Origin of the sequence: Thioalkalivibrio sp. ALJT (assembly GCF_000381825.1) — a bacterium.
In the GTDB taxonomy this organism is placed as follows: Bacteria; Pseudomonadota; Gammaproteobacteria; order Ectothiorhodospirales; family Ectothiorhodospiraceae; genus Thioalkalivibrio.
This window is the reverse complement of the sequence record NZ_KB907122.1, coordinates 65,258-89,701: the sequence shown is the minus strand read 5'-3', so window position 1 is coordinate 89,701 and position 24,444 is coordinate 65,258. Positions and strand designations below refer to the sequence as shown.

At 65.1% G+C, this 24,444-nt stretch carries 21 protein-coding genes; 15 read left to right on the top strand and 6 right to left on the bottom strand.

Features of this window, described 5'->3' with window-relative positions:
• Positions 1-121: 121 nt before the first annotated feature.
• The 3 genes from G332_RS0102675 to G332_RS0102665 form a co-directional block, all read right to left on the bottom strand.
• Positions 122-334, bottom strand: a complete 213-nt coding sequence (locus G332_RS0102675) for a YjfB family protein (RefSeq protein ID WP_019625456.1) — start codon at positions 332-334, stop codon at positions 122-124.
• Positions 335-737: 403 nt separating this feature from the next.
• The gene (locus tag G332_RS0102670; protein ID WP_019625455.1) at positions 738-1,376 is read right to left on the bottom strand and encodes a YceI family protein; all 639 of its coding nucleotides are present in this window, start codon (positions 1,374-1,376) and stop codon (positions 738-740) included.
• A complete protein-coding gene (locus G332_RS0102665) occupies positions 1,373-2,158 on the bottom strand; it encodes a CDP-alcohol phosphatidyltransferase family protein (RefSeq protein WP_019625454.1) in 786 nt (261 codons plus the stop codon). Before G332_RS0102665 ends, G332_RS0102670 begins: the two co-directional genes overlap by 4 nt.
• Before the next feature lie 321 nt (positions 2,159-2,479).
• On the opposite strand from G332_RS0102665, the gene G332_RS0102660 reads away from it, so the two are divergent.
• The 5 genes from G332_RS0102660 (at position 2,480) to G332_RS13160 (ending at position 7,003) form a co-directional block, all read left to right on the top strand.
• On the top strand, positions 2,480-3,484 hold the full coding sequence (locus G332_RS0102660; RefSeq protein WP_019625453.1) for a zinc-binding alcohol dehydrogenase: 1,005 nt from the start codon (positions 2,480-2,482) through the stop codon (positions 3,482-3,484).
• Between the two features lie 43 nt (positions 3,485-3,527).
• A complete protein-coding gene (locus G332_RS0102655) occupies positions 3,528-3,926 on the top strand; it encodes a 6-carboxytetrahydropterin synthase (RefSeq protein ID WP_019625452.1) in 399 nt (132 codons plus the stop codon).
• A gap of 20 nt (positions 3,927-3,946) precedes the next feature.
• Positions 3,947-4,999, top strand: coding sequence for a glycosyltransferase family 4 protein (locus G332_RS0102650; protein ID WP_019625451.1), 1,053 nt, complete (start codon positions 3,947-3,949; stop codon positions 4,997-4,999).
• The gene (locus G332_RS0102645) at positions 4,996-5,796 is read left to right on the top strand and encodes a hypothetical protein (RefSeq protein WP_019625450.1); all 801 of its coding nucleotides are present in this window, start codon (positions 4,996-4,998) and stop codon (positions 5,794-5,796) included. Before G332_RS0102650 ends, G332_RS0102645 begins: the two co-directional genes overlap by 4 nt.
• A 358-nt stretch (positions 5,797-6,154) precedes the next feature.
• Positions 6,155-7,003, top strand: a complete 849-nt coding sequence (locus G332_RS13160; RefSeq protein WP_019625449.1) for a hypothetical protein — start codon at positions 6,155-6,157, stop codon at positions 7,001-7,003.
• Between the two features lie 210 nt (positions 7,004-7,213).
• Here the strand turns inward: G332_RS13160 and G332_RS0102635 are convergent, their stop codons facing one another.
• Positions 7,214-8,602, bottom strand: a complete 1,389-nt coding sequence (locus G332_RS0102635; protein ID WP_019625448.1) for a sigma-54-dependent Fis family transcriptional regulator — start codon at positions 8,600-8,602, stop codon at positions 7,214-7,216.
• Between the two features lie 435 nt (positions 8,603-9,037).
• Here G332_RS0102635 and G332_RS0102630 point away from each other — a divergent pair, with 435 nt between their 5' ends.
• From G332_RS0102630 to G332_RS0102585, 10 genes are all read left to right on the top strand, one after another.
• The gene (locus G332_RS0102630) at positions 9,038-10,219 is read left to right on the top strand and encodes an efflux RND transporter periplasmic adaptor subunit (protein ID WP_019625447.1); all 1,182 of its coding nucleotides are present in this window, start codon (positions 9,038-9,040) and stop codon (positions 10,217-10,219) included.
• Between the two features lie 54 nt (positions 10,220-10,273).
• Complete coding sequence (locus G332_RS0102625; RefSeq protein WP_019625446.1) at positions 10,274-14,437, top strand: efflux RND transporter permease subunit; 4,164 nt, start codon at positions 10,274-10,276, stop codon at positions 14,435-14,437.
• Positions 14,438-14,468: 31 nt separating this feature from the next.
• The gene (locus G332_RS0102620) at positions 14,469-15,134 is read left to right on the top strand and encodes a sulfur globule family protein (protein WP_019625445.1); all 666 of its coding nucleotides are present in this window, start codon (positions 14,469-14,471) and stop codon (positions 15,132-15,134) included.
• Between the two features lie 726 nt (positions 15,135-15,860).
• On the top strand, positions 15,861-16,265 hold the full coding sequence (locus G332_RS0102615) for a sulfur globule family protein (RefSeq protein ID WP_019625444.1): 405 nt from the start codon (positions 15,861-15,863) through the stop codon (positions 16,263-16,265).
• A gap of 110 nt (positions 16,266-16,375) precedes the next feature.
• Positions 16,376-17,011, top strand: coding sequence for an AAA family ATPase (locus G332_RS0102610; protein ID WP_019625443.1), 636 nt, complete (start codon positions 16,376-16,378; stop codon positions 17,009-17,011).
• Between the two features lie 57 nt (positions 17,012-17,068).
• Positions 17,069-17,656 carry a DUF302 domain-containing protein gene (locus tag G332_RS0102605; protein ID WP_019625442.1) on the top strand — a complete coding sequence of 196 codons (588 nt, stop codon included), beginning with the start codon at positions 17,069-17,071 and terminating at the stop codon, positions 17,654-17,656.
• Between the two features lie 39 nt (positions 17,657-17,695).
• Complete coding sequence (locus G332_RS0102600) at positions 17,696-18,217, top strand: hypothetical protein (RefSeq protein WP_019625441.1); 522 nt, start codon at positions 17,696-17,698, stop codon at positions 18,215-18,217.
• A 25-nt stretch (positions 18,218-18,242) separates the two neighbouring features.
• Positions 18,243-19,814 (top strand): dynamin family protein, encoded by a 1,572-nt coding sequence (locus G332_RS0102595; RefSeq protein WP_026340536.1) that lies wholly within the window; start codon positions 18,243-18,245, stop codon positions 19,812-19,814.
• A 93-nt stretch (positions 19,815-19,907) separates the two neighbouring features.
• On the top strand, positions 19,908-20,051 hold the full coding sequence (locus G332_RS13650) for a hypothetical protein (protein WP_019625439.1): 144 nt from the start codon (positions 19,908-19,910) through the stop codon (positions 20,049-20,051).
• 102 nt (positions 20,052-20,153) lie between these two features.
• Positions 20,154-20,624 (top strand): DsrE/DsrF/DrsH-like family protein, encoded by a 471-nt coding sequence (locus tag G332_RS0102585; RefSeq protein WP_019625438.1) that lies wholly within the window; start codon positions 20,154-20,156, stop codon positions 20,622-20,624.
• Positions 20,625-20,963: 339 nt separating this feature from the next.
• Here G332_RS0102585 and G332_RS0102580 read toward each other — a convergent pair whose 3' ends face one another.
• Together G332_RS0102580 and G332_RS0102575 are read right to left on the bottom strand one after the other, a co-directional pair.
• Complete coding sequence (locus tag G332_RS0102580) at positions 20,964-22,766, bottom strand: long-chain fatty acid--CoA ligase (RefSeq protein WP_019625437.1); 1,803 nt, start codon at positions 22,764-22,766, stop codon at positions 20,964-20,966.
• A gap of 409 nt (positions 22,767-23,175) precedes the next feature.
• Positions 23,176-24,387 carry a nickel/cobalt transporter gene (locus G332_RS0102575; RefSeq protein ID WP_019625436.1) on the bottom strand — a complete coding sequence of 404 codons (1,212 nt, stop codon included), beginning with the start codon at positions 24,385-24,387 and terminating at the stop codon, positions 23,176-23,178.
• Positions 24,388-24,444 lie beyond the last annotated feature (57 nt).

Sequence of the window (24,444 nt, the reverse complement as noted above, 5' to 3'; positions counted from 1 at the left end):
GGGGCGTGTAACCGGACCCGGACCAGCCGGATTGTTGCTGGAACCGGACCAGTGATGGCCCAGTAATGAGGAGGCCCCGGGCATGGATGCGTCAGGGCCGTTCGGGACGGACGGTAAAGGGTCAGGCGGTCGTGTTGATGTGGGTGCCGATGTTGTCCGGCAGGCCCTGCGTGGAGGCCTGCATCTCGCCGATGTCCGGCATGGTCTGCAGCAAGGCCTGAGCGGCGACCTCCTGAGATTCCATCGCCTTCTTCTGTACGGCCACGTCTTTTTGCAGGGCCAGCTGTTGCTGGCTGTTCTGCGTGGCCATCGCGGCAATCGCGCTTGCGTCCATCATGGTACTCCGGGTTCTGAATGTGCAGGCCCGTGGTGCTCAACAGCGGGACGGGTCTCCCCGGGGTGACGGCGGCTTGCCCGCAGACTTGAGCCCTCGAACCGGATTTTTTCGAGAAGAGCCCTGTCCCGGCATCATCGTCGCGCAGCCGGCTGCACTTGCGATCCGCGTTTTGGGGGCACTGTCAGGCGCCCGGGTTGGTCCGGGGTCGGCGTCGGGGCATGGGCCGTAGATCCCGGCTGTGCGCAGCGCTGCGGCCGGAATGACGGGGCATACCCGCGATCATCCGTGACCCTCGGCCGGTCCAGCGCATTGTCCTGGAGTCCGTCCCGTGGCGCCTGAGGCCCGTTCTTCTCCGCGTTTTCCGTGCCCCCCGTGGTGAGTCCATTGCGGCACCGGGGCCTTACTGGCGCTGGGCCTCGAATTCAATGATCAGCTCGACCTTGTCCCCGACGATGTCGCGCGTCAGGCCGTAGGTCATGCCGAAGTCCGAGCGGTTGAAGCTCCCGCGCATCGACGCCCCGAGCACGTAGGGCCGGCCGAACAGCCCACCAAGCGGAAACGGATAGCGCGCGACCTTGTTGATGGTCACGTCCAGCTCAATGATGCGCGTCTCGCCGAGCAGTTCCAGCCCGCCGCTCAGGCGCCCGCTGTTGTCGCCGGTGGGCTGGTAGCCCGTGGCAGTGAAGCGCATCTCGGGGTATTCCTCGACGTTCAGGAAGTCTTCGTTGCGCAGGTGGTCGTCGCGCTCGTCATGGTTGGTAAAGACGCTGTCGGTCTGGATGACGAAGTGGCCGCCTTCCAGCTCGCCGGATTCGGGATTGAAGCTGAACTCGCCCTCGGCCTCCAGGAACATCCCCATGACCCGGGCGAAACCGGCATGGTCTACCAGGAACCCGACCGCGAAGTGGTCGGGGTCGATGACCCAGCGGTCGGTCCCGGCCAGCGCGCTTCCGGGCAGGGCGAGGGCGAGTGCCAGCAGCAAGGAGGGCATCCACCCGAGCCGGCGTTGGGGGGATGGGTTGTTGCGGGTAGCGGTCATTGCGCACCTCCGTCAGCGGGCGTCGAGTGGCGGTACAGCCAGTGGATATCCACGGCAAAGGACAGGGTCAGGGCGAACAGGCCGCCCAGGGCGATGGTGATGGCTACGGCGGCGGGCAAAGCGGGGGTCAGCGCCAGCAGCAGGATGACGGTCTGCAGCACACAGATCGCCTGGCGCCGGCGGCTGGGTGGCAGTTCTGCGGCCAGCCATGGCCATGGCCGGGCGGCCAGCACGAAGATATAGCGCATCAGTCCGATCAGGACGACCCACGGGCCGACCGGGGTGAGCTGCCAGGCCAGCAGCGCCAGCGCCAGGATCATCGCGGCGTCCAGTTCCATGTCGAAGCGGGCGCCATAGGCCGTGCTGCTGCCGCTGCGGCGGGCCACGGCCCCGTCGACCCCATCGAGCAGCAGGGCCAGGGCTGCCAGGGCGATGACCCAGAGTGCCAGCAGGGTGTCTGCTGCAGGGGCCATGAACACCAGTGCGGCCAGCGGGGCGGTCAGGGCCGCGCGCACCAGTGTGACCCGGTTGGCCGGCCCGGGTCCCCGGCGACCGGGTACCAGGTCGGCTGTCGGTGTGGTGCCCGCAAGCAGTCCGCCAAGGCCCAGCCACAGCAGGCTGTAGGTGACGGGCAATGCAGGGCCGGAGAGGCCGGTATGGGCCTGCAGGGTCAGCGTGACGCCGAGCCCCAACAGGCCGGTCAGTACCCAGTCCGCCGCCCAGGTGCGTGCGCCGTTGCGCAGGCGTGCACCGGGACCGGGTTGGAGGTTGGATGAGATCATGTCGGGATTGTAGTCCTCCAGGAGCCTGTGTCGGGTCTGGGCGGGCGTTGCGCGCGTGGGGCAGGAGAGCGAGGCCCTGTTTTCGGTCTCTCGGGGCGCGTGTTGGGGCCATGTAACGTAGAGAGAGCGGAACAGAGGCTGCTCTCTCACGCGCGCAGCCGATCGGTCCCGAATCCGGCCGGCTGCTGGCCCGTACGTCCGTGTCTGCTGGATGGACCACGGGCCGCGGCGGGAGTTGCCGCTGATCCGGCGCTTCGCCCACACTGCGCGGATGATGATGCCCTGTCGCAAGCCCGTCGTGCCGGGTTCCGGAGTCCGCCCATGACGCCGGAGCAGGCCTTCTGGGTCATGGCGCCGGGCGTCGGCGAGCTGCGCCCGCACCCGTTGCCGGAGCCCGGCGCCGGCGAGGTGCGCGTGCGTACCCGGTTCTCGGCCATCAGCCGGGGCACCGAATCCCTGGTATTCCATGGCCGGGTGCCGGCGAGCCAGTACCAGGCCATGCGTGCGCCGTTTCAGGAGGGGGTGTTTCCGGGGCCGGTGAAGTACGGCTATATCAGTGTCGGCGTGATCGAGGCCGGCGCGACGGCGATGGCCGGGTCCGAACTCGAACGGGGCCAGCGGGTCTTCTGCCTGTATCCGCACCAAAGCGCGTATGTGGTGCCGGCCAACGCGGTGGTGCCGATCCCGGACGCGGTACCCTCCGGACGTGCGGTGCTGGCCGCCAACCTGGAGACCGCGATCAATGCCGTCTGGGATGCGCGGGTCGGTCCCGGCGACCGCGTTGCGGTGATCGGGGCGGGGGTGGTCGGTCTGCTGGCGGCGTGGCTGCTGCGGCCCATCCCGGGTGTCGAAGTGACCGTTGTCGACCCCAATCCCGCGCGCGCGACGGTGGCGCAACGGTTGGGGTTGCGCTTGCTTCCGCCGGCGGCTGCCGCCACGGACACCAATCTGCAGGGGCTTGACCGGGTGCTGCACGCCAGTGGCAATCCGGAGGGACTGACACAGGCGCTGGCGCTGGCGGGGGTGGAGGCGCGCGTGGTGGAGATGAGCTGGTACGGCGATCAGTCGGTGCCGGTGCCGTTGGGCGAGGCCTTCCACTCGCGGCGGCTGACCCTGCGCAGTTCCCAGGTCGGGCGTCTGCCGCCCGAGCGCGCCGCACGCTGGGACTACCGGCGGCGCCTGGCGCTGGCCCTGTCGCTGCTCGCCGAGCCGGCCCTGGATGCCCTGATGACCGGGGAGGATGCGTTTGCCGATCTGCCCGCGGTGATGGCGCGCGTCACCGGCCCGGAGGCGGCACAGACACTCTGCCATCGCATCCGTTACTGACCCGAATGCCTGCGAATCCACGCGAACTACGGGGAAATGCCCGATGTACAGCCTGAATGTCCGCGATCACTTCATGATCGCCCACAGTTTTGCCGGTGAGATCTTTGGCCCCGCACAAAAGCTGCATGGGGCGACCTATGTGGTCGATGTCACCTTTCGCCGCAAGGCGCTGGATGCCGACGGCCTGGTGGTCGATATCGGTCGCGCCTCCGAGGTGCTGAAGGCCCTGCTGGCCGATCTGAACTACCAGAACCTGGACGAGCGCGAGGAGTTCCGTGGCAGTAACACGACCACCGAATTTCTGGCCCACGCGCTGCATCAACGCTTCGCCCGGGCCATCCAGGCCGGCGAGCTGGGCGAGTCGGCCCGTGACCTCGATGCGGTCTGCGTGACCCTGAACGAATCCCATGTGGCCTGGGCGAGCTACGAGGCGGCGCCATAGCGGGCCCCGTCGACCGCGAGATGCACCGCCTGGCCGTGCTGGTGCCCGGGGCGCTGGCTCAGCGTACCGGGGGCTACCGCTATGATGCACAGCTGGTGTCGGGGCTGCGCGCGCGTGGCTGGCAACTGGAGGTGCATGAGCTGGCGGGTGCGTTTCCCGGCCCGGAGCCTGCCGCCGAGGCGGCCCTGGCTGCTGCACTGGCGGGCCTTTCCGATGGCTCGGGGGTGGTCGTGGATGGCCTGGCCGCGGGGGCCTTCCCGCATGTTCTGGCCCACCATGCCGAACGCCTGCGTCTGATCTACCTGCTGCATCATCCGCTGGGGCTGGAGACCGGCCTCGACGCGGCGCGCGCGCGGGCACTGCTGGAATCCGAGCGGGCCGCGCTGGGGCTGGCGTACGGGGTGCTGGCGACCAGCGACCATACCGCCCGCGAGGTGGCCGCCTGGGGTGTGGCCCCGGCGCGGCTGCGCGCGGTCCCGCCGGGTGTGGAGCGGCGCCCGCAGGCGATCGGGCCGGCACCGGGGGAGCCGCCGCTGTTGCTGGCGGTGGGGTCCGTCGTACCCCGCAAGGGCCAGCTGGAACTGGTGCAGGCGCTGGGGCGGCTGCAGGCGACGCACTGGCGCGTGGCGCTGGTGGGTTCCCGCTCCCGTGATCCGGCATATTGTCGGCAGGTCGAGGCGGCCATTGCGGCGGCCGGCATCGATGACCGGCTTGAATGGGCGGGAGAGTGCGACGAGACGGCGCTGGAGGCCTGGTATACGCGGGCCTCGCTGTTCGTGTTACCCAGTGCCTACGAGGGTTATGGCATGGCCTTCACGGAGGCCATGGCCCGCGGGCTCCCCGTAGTCGCCACGACCGGCGGTGCCATACCCGATACCGTGCCCGCAGAGGCCGGCTGTCTGCTGCCCCCGGGCGATGTGCCCGCGCTGGCGTCGACGCTGGATGCGCTGTTGCCGGATGCTGCCACCCGCGAGCGTATGGGCCGGGCCGGGCGTGCCGCAATGGGCATGCGTCCCGACTGGACGGGTACCGTGAATGCGCTGGAGCGAACCCTGACGGAATGGCTGGGATGATCGAAACCTTTGCTTTGGACTGGCTTCAGCAGCGGGAGCCGGCGGACCATGCAGCGCGCCCGGAGGGCCTGGTGCCCGTGTTGCGAGATGCGCTGCCGGAGCCGGGATCGACTGCGATCCGGGTGACCGATCTGGGCAGTGGCAGCGGTTCCAACCTGCGCTATCTGGCGCCGCGCCTGCCGCGGCCGCAGCACTGGCGGCTTGTGGATCATGATCGCGGTTTGCTGGCGCAGACGCGGGCGCCCTGTGGTGGCGTCGAGATTGAGCGCAAGCGCTGCGATCTGGCAGCGGAGCCGGCCAGGGCGCTGACCGGGGACGAGGCCCTGGTGACCGGCGCGGCCTTGCTCGACCTGGTCTCGCGGGACTGGCTGCAGCGCCTGCTATCGGTCTGTTTCACACAGGGTGCCGCCGTACTGTTCGCCCTGAGCTATGACGGCCGCATCCGCTGGTCGCGGCCGCACCCCCTGGACGCGGACGTGGAGGCCTGGGTCAATCGGCATCAGCGTTCGGACAAGGGATTCGGGCCGGCGCTGGGGCCGATTGCGGCCGCGACCTGCGCGGAACAGCTGGAGGCGCTGGGCTATCAGGTGCAGATCCGTCCCAGTGACTGGTGGATCGGCGCAGAGCAGGCGGTTCTGGGGGCGGCCCTCATCGAGGGCTGGGTAGGGGCCGCGTCCGAGGTTTGCCCACAGCGGGCCGGGGATCTGCGAGCCTGGGGTGACGCGCGTGCGCGGGCGCTGGCCAGCGGTACCGTCGAACTGACCGTGGGACACCAGGATGTGCTGGGCTGGCGCTGACCGGTGTACATCGCTGGCGGCGACACGGCGTCGAGTATGTACATCCATCCATGTTTCCCTAAGATGCCGTCTTGTTGCCACTGCCCGGGAGCCTGTCGAGTTTGGGTGATTGTCGCGAGCGCAGTTCAGGAGAGTGAGGCCCTGTTTTCGGTCTCTCGAGGCGCATGGTGGGGACTATGTAACGAGAGGAAGCGGAAAAAGGGGCGGCTGTCCCGCACGCGCAGCCGATCCGTCGCAAATCCGACAGGCTCTCGCGGTCGGTTTGTGCTGGAAGCAGAGGCCCGATCGGTGCAGGATAAGGCACAGGATTGTGCGAAGGGGGGACTCTTCGCCATGGATCAATCGGCAAAGGTGAAGCATGGAACAAGCAGATAAAAAGCAGAGAAGTTTCGTTAATCGCTACTGGGTCCTGATCGTGATCGTGCTGTGGCTGATCGCTTGGTCGGCCCGTGACGTGCTGTCTCCCGGCGTGGAGACCGTACAGGACGATGCGGAAACCGAGACCGTTGCGGAGGCAGAGCCCAAGCGCGAAGACGTGGAAGCTGAAGCGGCCGCTGAGGCGGATGCCGTGCGGGAGGCCGCAGAGGCCGAGGCCGCGGCAGAGGCTGCGCGCGAGGCCGCGGAAGCCGAGGCTGCCGCCAAGGCGGAGGCCGCACGCGAGGATGAAGAGGCTGAGGCGGCAGCCGAGGCAGAAGCCGTGCGGGAAGACGCGGACACTGAAGCGGTCGCAATGACAGAAGAGGCGGCTCCGGAGAGCGCACCGGCCGAGGGTCGGCCCACGGAGGATGATGCTGACGCGACGGCTATTGAGGATGACGAACGCGAAGAGGCCGTCGAGGCGCAGGAGCGCACCCCGGACCGGGCAGCTGCCGAGTCGGCGAGCGAGGAGCAGATTGCGCGCCAGGTCCAGGAAGCGCTGGAGGCAGGACGTGCGGCGTACTGGAACGCAGGCCCCGGGGCCGCGGCGGTTGTGCTGCGTGATGCCCTGACGGACATCCCGGAGACCTCGCAGCAGCGCGCGGCCCTTTACGGCGAGCTGGGGAATGCCCTGTATGCCAGCGGGGATGCGCATGGCGCGATGCGGGCATGGGACCGTGCGCTGGGAATGCTGCCAGCGAACGAACGGCGGATGTTGATGCAGCGCCTGGCGCCGTTGTACGACCGTCACCATCGCGATGGTGTCCGGCATCTGCGGCAGTACCGCTAGGAAACGGTCGGGTTTGGGCGATCGTTGCGGGCGTTGGGCAGGGGAGCGAGGCTCGTTTCGGTCTCCCGAGGCGCATAGTGGGGTGATGTAACGAGAGAGAGCGGAAAAAGGGTCTGCTGTCCCGCACGCGCAGCGGATCTGTCCCAGCCCCCACAGGCCCCCGGGCCCCGCAGGTGGATCACCCGCGGGGCCTCTTTCTTGGCTGGTGCGTCAGACCAGCTGATAGCGATGCATCTTGCGCCAGAGCGTGCTGCGATCCATGCCCAGAGCGCGCGCTGTCTGCGAACGGTTCCCGGCATGGGCCACCAGCGCCTCGCGCAGGCGTCGAGCCTCCGGGTGTTCGTTTGCCGGGGCCGGCTGGTTCCGGGATTCTCCGGCCCCGCTTGCCTCGTTTGCAGCGGCGCTGGTCGGATGATGGTCGTCGCAAGGGACGGCACCGATGGCCCCGGAGTCGACACGGACTGGCTCGGGCAGGGGGAAATCATCCACGTGGCCGTCACGGGCGTGCAGTGTAAGGCACTCGAAGATGTTCTCCATCTCGCGGAAGTTGCCCGGCCAGGAGTATGCCTGCAGCCGCTTTTTCAGGCGTTGCGAGATGCGGATGCCGGTGCGTACCTGGAACGTCTCGAGGGCTGCCGCGAGATCCTTCGGACGGTCGCGCAGAGGCGGCATTTCAACCGTGGCGACCGCGAGTCGATAGAACAGGTCAGTGCGAAATTCGCCGGCTTCTACGCGGGCGCGCAAGTCCTGGTTGGAGGCGGAGAGAATTCGCACGTCCACCTGACGGGTCTGGTTCTCGCCGACGCGTTCGAATGCCCCGTCCTGAACCGCCCGCAGCAGTTTGGCCTGCAGGCGCGGGCTCATTTCGCCGATTTCGTCCAGAAACAGAGTGCCACCGTCGGCTGCCTCGAAGCGCCCAATGCGGTCGTTGACGGCACCGGAGAAGGCCCCGCGGGCATGGCCGAAGAGTTCGGATTCCAGGAGTTCTTCGGGGATCGCCGCACAGTTAATCTCAACGAACGGCGCACTGGCACGGCTGCTCGAACGGTGGATCGCGCGCGCCAGGCGGGTTTTGCCGGTCCCGGATTCGCCCAGCAGCATTACGCGCACATCGCTGGCCGCGATGCGACGGGCGAATTGCAATGCGCTGCGGCATGCCTCGTCGTGGGAGTGGAAATGGCCGCCATCATGTCCCTCGTGGCCATCCTCGCGAAGGGCCTCGACCGCGATGGTGCGACGGCGCTGGGGTTGCAGAGTAATCAAGCGCAGTACACGCGCGTCGTCATTCAAGTGCAGCGGCTGGCTGATGACCTCCAGCGGCAGGGTGTCGTTTGCCAGTTTGGCCATCAGCGAAAACTGCAGTGGGCTTGTTGCCTGGCTCGCGTCGGACGGTTCGCCTGCAGCCATGGCAGCCTCTTTCAGGTGCGTCTCAAGATTAAGTGGCCCCAGTTGGTCCAGGGTTAACGGGGCCTTCTCCGGGATCTGCAGGGTTTGCCGCAAGGCCGGATTGGTGAAGAGCACGCGGCCCTGGGCATCGCTGACGAGGTGCGGGTCGCGACTGTGCCGGATACAGATCTCGGCTAGCTCGGTTGTGGTCATCCCCTCTCCTTTCGTTTTTTTTTGTTGGACGGGGTGGCGGAAGCGGGCGAGTGTTGCAACACGGGGTTCTTGTTGCAACACTCCCCAGATGCCCGATTTGCCAGTCCCTAACCCGGTTATAGCGCGAAACCGGGGTGTTGCAACACTGGCTTGCCGAAGATTAGAGAATCCTGATTAACTGATTGTTTAATAAGAACACCGTAATGTTGGCATATGCGTTGCTTGTGACTGGCCATGAGTTCTTATACATTCACGTCGATGGCCACACTTACTGATCGCGACGCTGCCACTTCTGCAGGGCCGACATTTGTCGGCTCCCCTGCAGGCGTATGCCATTTTGTGGCAGTGTCTCTGCTCGGTGCCCGGTTCGTTGCGACAACCCCCGGCCCGATTTTTTCTACCATTGCGGTCATCGGCGCGAGGTGAAGACGAAACATGCCTGCTCGAATATTCCGGATCTTTCTGCGTGGGGCGGTAGCCCTGATACTGGCCGGCCCGCTGGGCGCCCAGGCTTCCAGTCAGGTGGTGACTGTCGAATCGGATCGCGCTGCGACTCAGGTCGTAAGCGGTACGGTAATCCCGTTTCGCGAGGTGACCCTGACCGCGCAATCCGCCGGGCGGGTGACCGAGGTGGCCGGCGCCGAGGGTGACCGTTTCGAGCAGGATGCGCTGCTGGTCTCCATCAGTGACGATCGCCTGCGCGCCCAGCGCCTGGCCGCGCAGGCGGAAATGCGCACCGCCGAGGCGGCCATTCGTGAAGCCCAGATGCAGTATGGCCGCGAGATGGCAGCGCCCCGATCGGAGAGTTTGAGTCAGATGCCCGGTATGGGTATCCCTTCGATGTTCGATCAGCTGATCACCCAGCCAATGGGCGATACGATGGGAATCGGTGATACTGATCTGGAGCGCCGTACCGATCTCTTCTCCCGTTATATTGGGGTGGATCAGGCGCAGGCGCGCTGGGAACAGGCACGTGCTCGCGTCAGCGAACTGGATGCGGCGATCCGTGACACCCGGTCCGAGGCGCCTTTCGACGGCCTGGTGATGCACAAACATGTGGAAGTGGGTGACACGGTCCAGCCGGGACAGCCGCTGGTGCGCTTCGGGCACGTCGAGTTTCTGCGTGTGGAGGCCCAGGTGCCCGTTCGGCTGGTTGCAGGCCTGCAGGAGGGCAACTACGTACGGGTGCGTCTGGATACCGGAGACGAGGTCGAAGCTCGGGTTGCGCGCATATTCCCGTTGGCAGATCCCCAGCGCCACACCGTAACGGTCAAGTTTGATCTGCCTCAGGGTGTGCGCGGCGGCCCGGGCATGCACGCCGCCGTGCATTTGCCTCAGAATGCCGTCCGTAGTGGCCGGGTCGTGATACCGCGTTCCGCCCTGATTCCTGGTGGTGCACTGCCGCGCGTGGCAGTACTCGATCGCGACGGCCATGTCCGTGTGCGCATGGTACGTCTGGGTGGCGCCCGGGGTGACCAGGTGGTGGTGACTTCGGGCCTGGAAGAGGGTATGCAGATCCTGGCACGGCCGGATGCGAGTATCCGTTCCGGCCAGTCCCTGGGGCGCGGCACCTCCGGTCAGGGCTCGCGGGAATCTGACCCCTGGCATCGGATGTAAGCGGATGCGCCAGGTGATGCGAACACGGGATCGACAAGGGATGTTTCAGGCCTGATGTCAGAAAATCAACAACAATCCGATCGTGATCTCCAGGACAAGCACGGAGATCTGGGCATCGCCGGGCGTATGGCGGCGGCGTTCATTCATTCGCCGCTGTCGCCGCTGTTGCTGCTCGCGAGTATTGCGATCGGCATCCTCGGTCTGATGGTCACGCCGCGCCAGGAGGATCCGCAGATCTCCGTCCCCATGGTGGACATCATGGTGGCGTATCCGGGGGTGCCGTCAGAGCAGGTTGCCAGCCTCGCCGCCCGGCCGCTGGAGCGGCTGATGAGCGAACTCTCGGGGGTCGATAACGTCTACTCCGTCTCGCATCGCGGTGAGGCAATGGTCACGGTGCAATTTGATGTTGGCGAGGACATGGAGTCCTCCATCGTCAAGGTGCACGACAAACTGCTCGCGAATCGAGACCTGATGCCGCCGGGCGTCAGTGAGCCGATGGTCAAGGCCAAGGGCGCGGATGACGTGCCGGTGGTCAACCTGACCTTGTGGTCCCACGAGGTGGATGATGCCCTGCTGCGCCAGATCGCACTGGACGCCCAACAGCAGCTCAACGAGGTTCCCGATACCAGTCAGAGCTTCGTGGTCAGCGGGCGTGCCGAACGCCTGCGTATCGACTTGCTGCCGGAACGCCTGACCAGCTTCGGTGTCAGCCAGGAGCAGATTGCCGGTGCGGTTCAGGCCGCGAACGTGGAGGGGACCGCAGGCCATATCGAAAGTGGTGGTTCGAGCACCGCCGTGTATACCGGGAATTTCTTTACCGGAGCCTCGGATCTGGAACAGCTCCTGGTTGCGGTCAGCGACGGCCAGCCGGTCTACCTGAGCGATGTCGCCAATGTGAGCTACGGTCCGGGCGAACTCGAACGGTTCGTACGGCACTACTCCGGTCCGGCGGCGCTCGATCCCGATGCCGCGCCGGAGGGGGCTGCCGCGGTGACTCTGGCCATCGCCAAGAAGCCCGGCAGCAACGGCGTTACGGTCGCCAATGGCGTGCTTGACCGGCTGGAGGACCTCAAGGGCACGGTGATTCCGGATGATGTCGAGGTCGTCGTATCGCGCGACTACGGCAAGACCGCCAACGAGAAGGTCAACGAACTGATCTTCAAGCTTTTCATCGCCACCTTCGCGGTGACTATCCTGGTCGGGTTGTTCCTTGGTCTCCGTGCTGCACTGGTAGTGCTGATTGTCATCCCCGTGGTGATCCTTTTTACCGTATTCAGCGCGTGGGTGCTGGGCTACACCATCGACCGTGTCAGCCTGTTTGCGCTGATCTTCTCCATTGGCATCCTCGTCGATGATGCGATCGTCGTCGTAGAGAATATCTACCGGCGCTGGCTGATGAAGCGCGGTATCGACACCGAGACCTCCGTGGATGCGGTGCGCGAGGTCGGCAATCCGACCATCCTGGCGACTTTTACCGTCATCGCGGCGTTGCTGCCGATGGGTTTCGTCTCCGGCATGATGGGGCCGTACATGCAGCCGATCCCGGTTTTGGGGTCGGTCGCGATGTTGTTCTCGCTGGTGGCGGCCTTCGTGTTTACCCCATGGCTCACCCAGCGCCTGCGTCCCAGCATGGCGTACCTGGAAAAGGCAACGGACAAGGAACACCGTCAGGCGGAGGCGCTGGGCAAGTTCTACCGCACGGCGATTCCGGGCCTGGCCGACAACCCCGTGCGCGGTTACGGTTTCCTGATCGGCGTGATCGTGATGTTCTTCCTGATGGTCAGCCTGTTCATGACCACCGACGTGCGCGTGAAGATGCTGCCACTGGACAACAAACCCGAGTTCCAGGTGATGGTGAACTTCCCCGAAGGCACGGCCCTGACCGAGACCGCGACCCTGAGCCATGACATGGCGCGGGTGTTGCGGGACATGGACGAAGTCGTCGGTTTGCAGTCCTATGTAGGTACCGCGTCGCCATTCAACTTCAATGGCTTGGTCCGTCACTACTATCTGCGTGACAAACCCTGGCAGGGCGATATCCAGGTCCAGTTGGTGGACAAGGGGGATCGCAGCCGCACCTCCCATGAGATTGCCACTGAAGCGCGCGCCCGCCTGACCCCGCTGGCGGATGCCGCCGGCGCACGTATTCAGGTCGTCGAAATGCCGCCGGGACCGCCGGTGCTACAGTCGATCGTGGCCGAGGTGTACGGGCCTGACGCGGCTACCCGGCGGGCGGTCGCCCGGGATCTCGAAGGCATGTTCGCGCAGGCCGAACATGTGGATGATGTGGACAGCTTCCTGCAGGCACCGCACCGCGTCTGGCACTTCGAGGTGGACCGTGACAAGGCCTTGCGCCGCGGCGTCACGGTGGCGGCCGTCAACCAGACACTGGAAGCCGCCATTGGGGGCCAGATCCTCGGGGACATCAAGGCACAATCCCTGGTGGAGCCACACCTGATCGAGATGCGCCTCCCGAAGGAGATACGTAACGACATTCGGCAGCTGGAGATGATTCCGGTTGCAACCGCGCAGGGTGGATCCATCCCGCTGGGTGAGCTGGGCGAATTCGTCCAGCGCCCGCAGGATGAGCCGATCTACCACAAGAACCTGCGGCCCGTGGAATACGTCACCGGTGAAGTGGTTGGACGCCTGGCTGCACCCGTATACGGCATGCTGGAAGTCCAGGAACAACTGGAGGACTACCGCCTGCCTGATGGCAGCAAGGTACAGCCGCACTGGTTGGGTCCGCCGCCCAATGATGGCGCGACCGCCTTCGAGTGGGCCGGTGAATGGACGGTGACCTATGAGACCTTCCGCGACATGGGCATCGCGTTTGCCATTGCGCTGATTCTGATCTACATGCTCGTGGTCTGGGAGTTCGGTAACTTCGTGCTGCCCGGCATCATCATGGCCCCGATCCCGTTGACGCTGATCGGCATCATTCCCGGCCATTGGCTGATGAACGCGGAATTTACCGCAACCTCAATGATCGGGTTTATCGCTCTGGCAGGGATTATCGTGCGCAACTCGATACTGCTGGTGGATTTCGGCCGCCAGGCGGTGAACGAGGGCTATGATGTGCGTGACGCGATGATCATGGCATGCCAGGCGCGCACCCGCCCGATCATCATCACCGCGCTGGCGCTGCTGGCCGGTTCCAGTGTCATCCTGTTTGACCCGATCTTCCAGGGTATGGCGATCTCGCTGATGTTTGGTACGGTAGTCGCCACTTTGTTGACCCTGGTGGTGATCCCGCTGGGCTGTATTTCTGGCCAACGCGCGTTTGTCCCGGCGACCGTGGACGCGAATGGTGAGACGGTGGCGGTCTCTGCCACCGATGGTGACAATGGCACTGGTGGAGGTCCGGGCGCAGGAGCCGGCGAGCGCGATTTCTTTGGCCCCGCCGACGGTGGTCCGGTGACCAAGGCTGTTCAGTTCGCGGGGGCTTCCATGAAGTCGCTGGGTCTGGCAATCCTGGCCGGCTTGCGTGATCTGATGCTGGCACTGTGGCGCCTCGTCCGTGCCTTCGTGAATCAGCGCCGTGGCGGTGGTGACGATGACGACACCCCGCCCCCGGCAGGCGGAGGTGCAGGTGGACCGTCCGGGTCAGGTCCGTCTGGTCGCGGAGGGCCGCAGGGCGGGTCCGGCGGGTCAGGTGCGACCGCCACGGATGCTGGACCCGGTGATGTCTCGACGCGTGCCGACTCCCCCGAGCGCCCGCAGTCGCCGGACGGTTCCGACACGGCACCACGGGCGTCGGAGTCCGCCGCGCACGACGCTCCGCAGTCGACCGCGGAGGCAATCCCGCCGGCAGCCGGCGATAACGCGGGCCGGTCGTCTGAAGTCGGCAGCACCGGTAGCCCTTCTGGTACGGTCGGGGAGCCGCAGTCCCGTATGGCTGAAGGTGACCGTGGAGCGCGACCTGTCCCCGACGCGGCTCCCGCGTCTGATACGACCGCCGGGGAAACCGGACAGGCCCCTGCAGGCAACGCCGAAGCCGGCGGCGCTGACGAAGGTGCGGGAGATGGTAGCGATGCTAAAAGAGAATCGATGCCAGAGACAGAGAACGATCAAAAAATGACCGGTGGGGTTAAAAAAGCAGCCCCAGCTGCGAGCAGCAATAGCGGCCGCAAGGAGAGCGGCGGTACCGCGAAGACGGGTGGCAAGTCGGCAACAACCGCCAAGGGCCGCTCGCGGCGCGGAATTCGACTGAAATGAACATGCAACCAAGACCTCAAGGAGGTTTCCGATGAAGAAGCGATTCAACATTCGAATGATCACCACTACGCTGGCCGGCGCCGCAGTAGCGTCCGTTCTGGCTCTGGGCGTGGCCCAGGCCGAGGAACAGGAACAGGGTTATGGCCAGGGCCCCGCAGCGGGCCAGCAGGGTCCGGTCCCGGGTCCTTACGGTTATGCCCCGTACCAGCGTCACGGTATGGGCATGCATCCCGGTGCGGGCATGGTGCAGGAACGTGATGCGTCAGGTGACTTCAGCTTCGGCATGTCCGGGCGCGGCCATGGCCGGGGTTATGGGCGTGGTTACGGCGATGGTTACGGGCAGGGTTACGGGCACGGCTACCCGGGTTACGGTTACGGTCGTGGTTACGCCCCCGAGTGGCAGCGTGAAGGCTATGCCGCCCCGGAGATGATGCAGCCGCGCTACGGCCAGATGCCGGAGTTCGATCCGGAAAACCTGCCGGAAGACATGCCGGAAGAGATGCGTGATCGTATCAAGGCCCAGCACGCTGAGCGCCAGGAACGCATGGAAGAGATGCAGGCGATGCGCGAGGCGCGTCAGAAGGCCATGGAAGCGGGCCGTGAGGCGTTCAAGGAAGAGATGGAGCGTCAGCGCGAGCGGCGCATGGAAATGATGCGCGAACGTCGCGAGTCCATGGAAGAAGGCGGTGACTACTGATCCAGGGATCAGTGGTCACGAAGGGACGGACGCCGCGGCGTCCGTCGCAGTGGACGCGAGACGGAGGCAGTTCGCCATGCTAGGCAGACAGTCCGGGCAAATGAAGCCCCTTTGGGGGCGACAGCTCCTGGTATTCGGGGTCGTGGCGACCGCCGGATTCCTGGGGACCGGCGCTGAGCTGGTTGCAAGCGAACGTCAAAACCCGTGGGCCTCCGGTGTGCAGGATATGCAACGTGCGGCGCCGGAGCAGCTGCGTGGGCGGTTTCCGGATCGAGATTACGACCCGTCGCGACGGGTTGAGTCCGAAGACGTGTCCTCTCCTGCGCAACTGGTTCCGGGCCAGTTGACGGGTGTTCCATGGGGTTACCAATGGGGTGCGCCGTCGACGGGCTACCCGTTGGGTTCTTCACTGAGCTTCCCTTCGGGCGCTCCATCGAGCCACCCTTCGGGTTCTCAGCTGAGCCACCCTTCGGGTTCTCCGTTGAGTTATCCATACAACGTGCCCGGTGTGCCTTTGTTCCAACCCCCCGGCGGGATGCCGTGGGGGAATCCATACGGGACTCCGGGAATGCCCGGCGTCCCGGGACTGGGCGGATCGTTCCCGGTCCTCCCCTGGGGAATGGGCGGATTCCCGTTCCTCTGACAAGTAAGGCGCGCGTTCGAGAAGCCCTCGTCGTCTGCGCGTAATTCGATTTCGAGGGCATGACTCCTTCAGGAGGTAGTACCATGAATAAGTTTGTGAAAGCAGCCGTTCTCGCCGTTTCCCTGGGTGGCCTGGCCGCCCCGATGATGGCCTCCGCCCAGTGGGGCGGCCCGGGTTATGGCTACGGCCCCGGTCACTACGGCCCGGGTTATGGTTATGGCATGCCGTTCTTCGGTGGCCCGGGTTACGGTTCCGGTCGTAACTACGGCATGGGCGACATGTTCAGCGACATGATGGGCGACGGTGCCTTTGACTTCTCCGCCAGCGGTCGCGGTCGTGGTCATGGCTATGGTCACGGTCATGGTTATGGCGACGGCTACGGCCGTGGTTATGGCTATCCGCGTCACGGCTACGGCTACGGCCCGGGTTACTACGGCTATGGCCCGCAGGGTCCGATGCCGCAGCAGCCGCAGGGTGAGGGCAACTAAGTCCATCCCTCGATTGGGCCTGCCCGTTTCGGGCAGGCCCCGTTTTTGAGCGTTCCGGACTGCCTGCTGCCGCGTAGTCGGCAGTCCGCAGCGTTCCAAGGAGATGCAGCATGCGAACGGTCGTTGCCAATCTGAAGGGGGGGACCGGCAAGAGTACCGTAGCCTTCAATCTCGGCCTCTGGTTGCTGGAAGGCCGTCGGCGGGTCCTGGCGGTGGACCTGGACCCCCAGTGCACGCTCAGTGATGCGCTGGAAGTGCGCCAGGAGGAGGGCTTCGAACCCGCTCTCGATGTGACGTCCGACCTCGAGTCCGCACAGGCTCACGAAGGTGACTACGACGAGATCCTCATCGATGTCGGCGCGTCGGACATGGCTGCGTTGATGGCCGCGGTGGAGGGTGCCGACCGGGTGCTGATCCCGGTGCCGCCCAGTCAGGCGGATGTATGGGCGACCTACCGTTTCGTGACGCGCATTCTGGAGCAACGCGGGAACCGCAACAGACCGGAAATTCTCGCATTCATCAACCGAGCGGATACTCACACGGCGGTCCGGGAAAGCGACGAGACCTGTTCGGCCCTCGAGCAGATCGAGGGCGTTCGGTTGTTGCAGCCGCGTCTGAAACAACGCATGGCATTTCGACGTTCGTTCAGTGAAGGACTGTCCGTTCACGAGCTGGAGCCGCGCGGCAAGGCCGCGGCCGAGCTCGATGCGCTCGCCGTGGCCGTGTTCGGTGGCCGGCGTCAATAGCCAAGACCTCATGCATCCGGGGTTGTCAGGATGCTGTAAGGCAAGAAGGAGAGTCCCATGCGAGTGATCCGCAATGTCCTGGCCTTGTTCGGTTTCCTGGCGCTGGCCGGGGTGGCCTATGCCATATTTGTCTTTGAACCCTACGTTGGGCAGGCGCGTTCGCTGGATTCCCAGGCACCGACCGTCTATGCGCAGATGGCACGGACGGTGCTGGAGACTGGAGATGCCGCGGAAGCCATGGTGTACAAGCGGCGGGTGGAGGCAGGCCTGAGCATTGAAGAGGTGGAAGATGTTCTGCGCCTGGTGGCGAACGAGCTGAATGTTCGCAATGTCGGTGAGCTGCCGATGGGCGAGGAAGTGCGTAGCGTCACCGGAGAGGATTTCCCGTTCCTGAAGATTTACATGTTCTGCGATGTCGCCATCGCGGCGCAGATGGTGAGCTACAGCCCGGCCATGGCGGCCTATATGCCCTGCAGGATCGTGCTGCAGGAAGATGCCGAGGGCAATCTGTGGCTGATGACCCTGGATCTGGAGCCGATGATCCACGGCGGCCGCCCGTTGCCCGACGAACTGCATGAGCAGGCGGTGTTCGTAAAGGAAGCGCTGGAGGAAATCATCGATCGTGCCGCCGAGGGTGCGTTCTAGCGGGGGAGACCTCATTATCACTAGTTTCAGGGGCGTTTGATGAGTAACCCGAATCTCGATGAGTTCAGCGCCGTACGCGAGGAGGCCGATGAGGCGGACGCCCGCTCGCGACGCGTGGAATTGATTGTCTACGCCGCGCTGGTGGCTTTCGTGGTCCTGGCGATCTACGGTTTCTGGCTGATCACCAGCCTGACTCGGGATGTCAGCCAGTTGACCGAGGAGATCTCTCTGATGACGCGTGTCGTGGATCGTGACATGTCCTCCATCGCGGCTGATATGAACTCCATGGATCACCAGATGACGGAGATCAGCGGCACGATGCGCAACATGACCGATGAAATCGTCGGCATTGCGTCGAATACCGACTCGATGGACGCCAACATCGGTTCGATGACGCGCGATACCAGTGTGATGGCGGGGTCGATCACGGGCATGCAGCATGATATGTGGAGCCTGAATCGCAATGTGGGTGCCCCAATGGGTATGATGAACATGTTCAACCCATTCAGTGATCAGGGCGGGCCCGCGCGCGGTTCACCCGGACCCTACCACCCGCGTTGATCACGACTAGACTGACGGAGTCTGCATGTTCAATCGACCTGGCCCTCGGGTACGTAAACAGCTCAAGCTTTTGAGCGATCGGCTGGCGGAAGAGAATCCAGTCCTCACGGGTGTCGTGGAGCCTTTCCGTAACCTGGATCGGATCGGGTATGCCACGGGGTTGCTGGACCCTGTAGAGGAATCTTACGCCTTCACCATCTCGTGGTGGCCGATGATCGCTACGCTGGGTACGTTCTCGGCCGGCAAGTCGACCTTCATCAACGAATATGTCGGCATGCCCGTGCAACGCAGTGGTTCGCAGGCCGTAGATGACAAATTCACCGTCATCAGCTACGGGGGCAGCGGGCGCGTTCAGGAGCTACCGGGGCTTGCGCTGGACGGCGATCCGCGGTTTCCGTTCTATCGCTTTTCCGACGAGATCGAACGCCTGACTGACGGTGGCGGGCGTACGGTGGACCACTTCCTGGCGATGAAGACCGCGCCGTCCGAACGCCTGCGTGGTCGGATCATCATCGATTCGCCCGGATTCGATGCCGATGAGCAGCGCACTGCCATTCTGCAGTTGACCGATCACATCATTGACCTGTCGGATCTGGTGCTGGTGTTTTTCGACGCCCGCCATCCCGAACCAGGGGCCATGCGGGATACGCTCGAGTATCTGGTCAATCGCGTTGCCGAGCGCAACGACTTCACCAAGCTGGTCTTTGTGCTTAACCAGATTGACACCACCTGGCGCGAGGACAACCTCGAAGAAGTCGTGTCCGCATGGCAGCGTGCGGTAGTGCGCCAGGGCAATGCGACGGGCCGGTTCTACTGCCTCTATAACGAGAGTGCAGCGGTGGAGATCGAGGATCCGCAGGTACGGCAACGTTTTGAGGGGAAATCCCGCCGCGATCGCGAAGAGATTCACGCCAAGATCCAGGAAATCAGCTCGTCGCGTTCCTATCGTATCCTCGGCTCGCTGCAGGCGATCGCCGAGTCGATCGAGAAGGATGCCTTGCCGGCGTTGCAGAAGGCGCTTGGTGACTGGCGCCGGCGCGTGCTGCAGTTTGATGCCGGGATGTTTGCGCTGGTCGCAGTGATCGCGGTGGTGGTCGGGTCCCAGACTGCAGGCGGCGTTACGCCGTTAGTGGATGGTTCAGCCTGGCAGGCCATGGGTGAGCGACCCATGTTGACCGGGTTTGGAGTGGCCGTGCTGGCGATCGTGCTGGCGGGTATTCACTTCTTCAACCGGGGCTGGATCGCGCGGCGCATTGCCCGCTCCCTGCCTGTCGAGACTGCGGCCGGAAACTGGCGTGCGGCCTTCGAGAAGAATACCCGTCCGTGGCGGCCGATGATGCGGCGCACGCCGCTGGGTATGGGCCGCAGGGTGATCGGGCGCTTGCACCAGCTGCGTGACCGTGCCGAGGCTTACATTCAGCGCTTGAACAACCAGTTCGTGGATGCAAGCCCGGTTTCGCGTGAGGGCGGCCGGGCCTCCGCCACGGATGCCTACGATCCGCCCCAGCAGGAGACTGCGGCTGCGGAACCGACACCGGGCATGGATCCGCCCCGTGACCACGTCGAGCCGGAGGCGTCGGAGAAGCGCCAGGGGTAGGTCGCAGACCTCCTCCAACAGCGGCTCGCAGCTACCACGAAGGCTACAACGGGGCGCGGTTTCCGGCCGCAAGCGTTGTGCAGGAGGAGAACGATGACCATACTGGCGTGGATTATGTTTGTACTGGCCATGATCCTGGTCCCGATTTCGGTTTGGGCCAGCATGGCGGCACTCGGGGTCTGTGCCGGATGTGCGTTGATTCGTGACTGGCGCAAGGGGCGTCAGACATCGAGTTAGATGCACGCACCGGCCGGCCGGTTTCAATGAACTGAGGATTGCCCGGACAGATGGGGGGTCTGGCGGGCGCAACCCCTTTAACCATTTGGAGGAAAAGTAATCATGAGTGATCAAAAGAAGATGGCCATCATTGCCACGAAGGGCAGCCTGGACTGGGGCTATCCTCCGTTCATCCTGGCCTCCACGGCGGCCGCGCTGGGCTATGACTGCGAAGTATTCTTCACGTTCTACGGCCTGCAGTTGCTGCGCAAGAAGCTGGACCTGCAGGTGACCTCGCTGGGTAACCCGGGGATGCCGATGCCCATGCCCATGCCGGTCCTGCTGCAGGCGCTGCCGGGCATGCAGAAGATGATGACCGTGATGATGAAAAAGAAAATGGCGGCCAAGGGCGTCTCGGATCTGGGCGACCTGCGCGAACTGTGTCAGGAGGCCGAGGTACGCATGATTGCCTGCCAGATGACGGTGGACCTTTTCGACATGGACACCAGCGAGTTCATCGACGGCGTGGAGTACGCCGGGGCGGCGGCGTTCTTCGAGTTCGCGGGCGAGGCGGATATCTGCCTGTTCATCTGAACCGGCCGCGCGTGTGATGCGCCTTCAGGGCCCCGCGGCATCGCGCCGCGGGGCCTTTTTCGTTGGTGGTGGGTCCCGTCCGCTGCTCTGCAGCATGTTTTTACCGCGGAGCGCGCGAAGCGGCGAAGGCATTCAAAGTCGTTTAACAGGAAGATTGGCAGCAGGGGAGCTGAACCGGGGGAGGGCGTCCGAGACGCGTTTGCGTCCGGGTTTTGCGGGGGAGGTTGCTGGTTGCTCGGCGCCGCTTGTAAATCCCCCGACTTTCCCGTTTTTCTGCTCAGGCTTTACGTCGCGCTTCTGAGCGGGCTTTGTCGTGAATCGAGATGGCCCGCTAGCCCGCTAGTCGTGGCCGGCGTACATGGCCTCAATCGCGTCGGCATAGTGCTGGCTGATGACCAGTCGTTTGAGTTTCATGGTCGGGGTCAGCATGCCGTTATCCACCGACCATGGTTCGTGCACGACGTAGACGTGACGAATCTTGGCGTAGCCGGGAAAGTCTCGCAGCTGGTACTGCATGCGTTGGAGCAGCGCGCGCTCGGCCGCACGCGGCGGGCGGCCACTGCTGTCGGGGGGCAGGCCGTGATCCTCCGCGAAGGTCGCCCAGGCCTCGGCTTCCGGCACGACCAGGGCGCTCAGGAAGGCGTGGCCATCACCGACGACCATCACCTGGTCGAACAGTGCATCCAGTGCGATGGCCATTTCCATATCCGCGGGCGGTACCTTCTCCCCGTTGGTGAGCACGAGGATGTCCTTCAGGCGCCCGGTGATAAAGATGTGCCCGTTTTCGTCGATCCGTGCCTGATCCCCGCTGTGCAGCCATTGGTCGGCGTCGATCGTATTGTCGGTGGCCTCTGCGTTCTTCCAGTAGCCGAGCATCACGCAACTCGACCGCGTGAGCAGTTCATCCGCCTCGCCGATCCTGACCTCGATCCCGGGTAGTGGTTTGCCGATGGATGCAGGCAGGTTGTCGTCCGGGGTGTTCACGCTGACCACCGGGCTGGATTCGGTCATGCCATAGCCGTGCAGCACGGGCAGGCCCAGGCCGATAAAGAAACGGGCGATCGGGGGTGGCAGCGGGGCGCCGCCACACACGGCGAAGCGCAGCTTGCCTCCGAGACGATCCAGCACCTTGTGCGCGACGATTCGTTCCAGCAGTGGCCAGAGGATGAAGCCGGGCGACCAGGATGCACGACCCTGTTGATGCTCGAAGCGGCGCCAGCCGATCGCGACGGTGGCCTTGAACAGACTGCGGCCGAGTGCCGACTTCTTTTTGAGACCGGCCTGGATGCGGCCATGCACGCGCTCGTAGATGCGCGGGACCGAGATCAGCACAGTGGGCTGGACGGACATCAGGTCCTCGCCCAGTCCCTGGATGGAGCGGGCAAAGGCCACCTCGGCACCGATCAGCATGGGCATGTAATAGCCGCCGGTACGTTCCAGCATGTGCGACAGCGGCAGGAACGACAGGAAGCGGTCTGCCTGCGAGAGCGGGCCTGCGGTGGAGCAGGCCCGGGCATTGTCGAGGATGTTGCGGTGCGACAGCATCACGCCCTTGGGACGCCCTGTGGTCCCGGAGGTGAACACGATGGTCGCGAGACCCTGCGGGTCCAGGTCCGGCCGCTGTACACGTTCGGGGTCGCCGCGCTCGAGCCAGGCATCGAGGTTCAGTACTCGGTCGTCTCTGGGTTGGCCCTCGGTGCCTCCGAGGCAGACGATGCGCTTGAGCGAGGGCATGTTCTCGACGTGATCGGACAGGCGCCGGTTGTGGGCGTTTTCCCCCAGTAACAGCAGGCGCGCCTGGGTCTGGCCGACGATATAGGCAATGTTGTCGGGACGGTCATCGGTGTAGAGCGGGACGGTGATCAGGCCGAGCTCGGTGGCCGCCTGGTCGAAGGCGACCCATTCGCGCGAGTTGCCGAGCATCAGTGCGACCCGTTCGCCGGGCTTGAAGCCCTCGCGGGCCAGTGCGGCCTGCCAGCGATCCACCATGGTGGCCATCTCGCCCCAGGTCGTTTGTTGCCATATTTGTTCGCGGCTGTTGAATTGACGGTAGGCCGGGGTGTCCGGCGTCAGTGACACGCGGGCGCGGAACAGGGCCGGCAGGGTTGGCGCCTGGTTGGGTGCAATGGCCGTCGATGACATGGAAACCTCGCGTGCAAAGTGAAGACCCTCTGGAAGTTAGAGGACGTCCATGTCGGGGGCAAGCCCCGATGCGTCCATACGCTCGCGTTGGCAACCGGGCTTGCCGGGACCAGGCGTGGTGTGCAGCCGGTGGTGGTTCTGCGGCGATGGTGCTGCCGGCCTGATCTTGATGCACTCGTGTCACGTATTCGGGCCACAAGGCGGGAGCTGATGAGCAAGAGGGGGCGGCTGGAGACCCGGGCCTGCACGGCCTTGAGACTGGCTGACGCCCGTTTTTCGAATCAGGAGGCGGGGTCGGGCAACCCCCGGGGGTTGCCGCGAGCATTCACGTTGTTGTCCGGGGACTCTGGCGGATTCGGGGCTGCTCTCCCGCTCACGCGTGTGACGGTTGTCCAAACCCGACAGGTTCTTAGCGGACGCCCAGGGGATGGGCTGTGGGCTGGTAGGCGAGTGCGCCGAATACCAGGGTGAAGCCGATCAGGGCGATGATGCTGCCACCGGTCAGCCCCAGGGCGGGGCCAATGTAGGTCAGGCGGCCCATCCGCGTGGGGCCGAGCCAGTGTCGGGTCCAGTCGCGGGCGGAGACGGCCAGAGTTGCGAGCACCGAGACGGTCGCCGCGGTTCCCAGGGACATGGCCAGCACCGCGGCGACGCCGGCCCAGGCCAGGCCCAGGGCGGTGGAGACGGCCATGATGAGCACGGCTCCGGAACAGGGGCGGATGCCCACGGCCAGTACGGTGGCCCACCAGGTGCCAGTGTGGTTGGGATCGACGTGGTGCGGCGTGCCGCACCCGCAGTTCACCTGGTGCGAGTGCTGGTGACCGTGGTCATGGTCCCCATGCTCATGGTGGTGCCCGTGCCCGTGCTCGTGCTCGTGCCCGTGCTCGTGCCCATGGTCGTGCCCATGGTCGTGCCCATGGTCGTGCCCATGGTCGTGCCCATCGTCGTGGTCGGGGTGGGTTGCAGGTGTGGCGGTGTGTCGAGCGCGGGACAGGCGCCAGGTGTGGCGCAGGGCGCGCAGCATCAACCACAGGCCGAGCACGGCCACCAGGGCGAAGCTGGCGATTTCCAGGGTGCGTACCTGGTCCAGGGTGTCTCGCGCCAGCCAGCCGAACAGGCCGATCAATACGCCGACGAGGACGATGGCGGTGACCCCTTGCGCCAGCGCGGACACCGTAGACAGGAGGATGCCGCGGCGCAGGTTCTGCGGCTGGGTCAGCAGGTAGGCACTGATCACGGCCTTGCCGTGGCCGGGGCCGGCGGCATGGAAGATGCCGTAAAGAAGACTGACCAGGATCAGGGCGCCGGCGGTCTGTGCGGTCGGGCCGTCACGCAGCGCGTGCAGGCCCTCGGTCAGGTCGCGGTGCAGCTGGCGCTGGGTTTGCAGTACCCACGTGGTCAGGCGTTCCAGCGTGCCGGGAGGCTCGGCCAGCGGGGTGGTGATCCCGAGGGTATCGGGGGGCGGTGCGGATTCGCTCTCCGCGGGGGCGGCGGTGGGTGCGCCCAGCGGATGCGCGTTCTCGGCCTTTGTCGGGCCGAACGCGGTCAGCAAAAGCACCAGCAACAGGCCTGGAAGGGCGTAGCGACGCAGGCGGGCAGTGAGGGGGGGCTTGTTCGTCATGATGAAACAATATAACACTTGGCTGCCGCCTGTTGTGCGTTCGGCGGCCGTCCGTCT

Bases quoted from the DNA above. Each gene is read 5' to 3' on its own strand.
- G332_RS0102645 (WP_019625450.1), top strand. From the start codon at position 4,996: ATGATCGAAACCTTTGCTTTGGACTGGCTTCAGCAGCGGGAGCCGGCG.
- G332_RS0102625 (WP_019625446.1), top strand. From the start codon at position 10,274: ATGTCAGAAAATCAACAACAATCCGATCGTGATCTCCAGGACAAGCAC.
- G332_RS0102665 (WP_019625454.1), bottom strand. From the start codon at position 2,158: ATGATCTCATCCAACCTCCAACCCGGTCCCGGTGCACGCCTGCGCAAC.
- G332_RS0102635 (WP_019625448.1), bottom strand. From the start codon at position 8,602: ATGACCACAACCGAGCTAGCCGAGATCTGTATCCGGCACAGTCGCGAC.
- G332_RS0102655 (WP_019625452.1), top strand. From the start codon at position 3,528: ATGTACAGCCTGAATGTCCGCGATCACTTCATGATCGCCCACAGTTTT.
- G332_RS0102630 (WP_019625447.1), top strand. From the start codon at position 9,038: ATGCCTGCTCGAATATTCCGGATCTTTCTGCGTGGGGCGGTAGCCCTG.
- G332_RS0102610 (WP_019625443.1), top strand. From the start codon at position 16,376: ATGCGAACGGTCGTTGCCAATCTGAAGGGGGGGACCGGCAAGAGTACC.
- G332_RS0102650 (WP_019625451.1), top strand. From the start codon at position 3,947: ATGCACCGCCTGGCCGTGCTGGTGCCCGGGGCGCTGGCTCAGCGTACC.
- G332_RS0102580 (WP_019625437.1), bottom strand. From the start codon at position 22,766: ATGTCATCGACGGCCATTGCACCCAACCAGGCGCCAACCCTGCCGGCC.
- G332_RS0102575 (WP_019625436.1), bottom strand. From the start codon at position 24,387: ATGACGAACAAGCCCCCCCTCACTGCCCGCCTGCGTCGCTACGCCCTT.
- G332_RS0102600 (WP_019625441.1), top strand. From the start codon at position 17,696: ATGAGTAACCCGAATCTCGATGAGTTCAGCGCCGTACGCGAGGAGGCC.
- G332_RS13650 (WP_019625439.1), top strand. From the start codon at position 19,908: ATGACCATACTGGCGTGGATTATGTTTGTACTGGCCATGATCCTGGTC.
- G332_RS0102615 (WP_019625444.1), top strand. From the start codon at position 15,861: ATGAATAAGTTTGTGAAAGCAGCCGTTCTCGCCGTTTCCCTGGGTGGC.
- G332_RS0102595 (WP_026340536.1), top strand. From the start codon at position 18,243: ATGTTCAATCGACCTGGCCCTCGGGTACGTAAACAGCTCAAGCTTTTG.
- G332_RS13160 (WP_019625449.1), top strand. From the start codon at position 6,155: ATGGAACAAGCAGATAAAAAGCAGAGAAGTTTCGTTAATCGCTACTGG.
- G332_RS0102660 (WP_019625453.1), top strand. From the start codon at position 2,480: ATGACGCCGGAGCAGGCCTTCTGGGTCATGGCGCCGGGCGTCGGCGAG.
- G332_RS0102585 (WP_019625438.1), top strand. From the start codon at position 20,154: ATGAGTGATCAAAAGAAGATGGCCATCATTGCCACGAAGGGCAGCCTG.
- G332_RS0102605 (WP_019625442.1), top strand. From the start codon at position 17,069: ATGCGAGTGATCCGCAATGTCCTGGCCTTGTTCGGTTTCCTGGCGCTG.
- G332_RS0102670 (WP_019625455.1), bottom strand. From the start codon at position 1,376: ATGACCGCTACCCGCAACAACCCATCCCCCCAACGCCGGCTCGGGTGG.
- G332_RS0102675 (WP_019625456.1), bottom strand. From the start codon at position 334: ATGGACGCAAGCGCGATTGCCGCGATGGCCACGCAGAACAGCCAGCAA.
- G332_RS0102620 (WP_019625445.1), top strand. From the start codon at position 14,469: ATGAAGAAGCGATTCAACATTCGAATGATCACCACTACGCTGGCCGGC.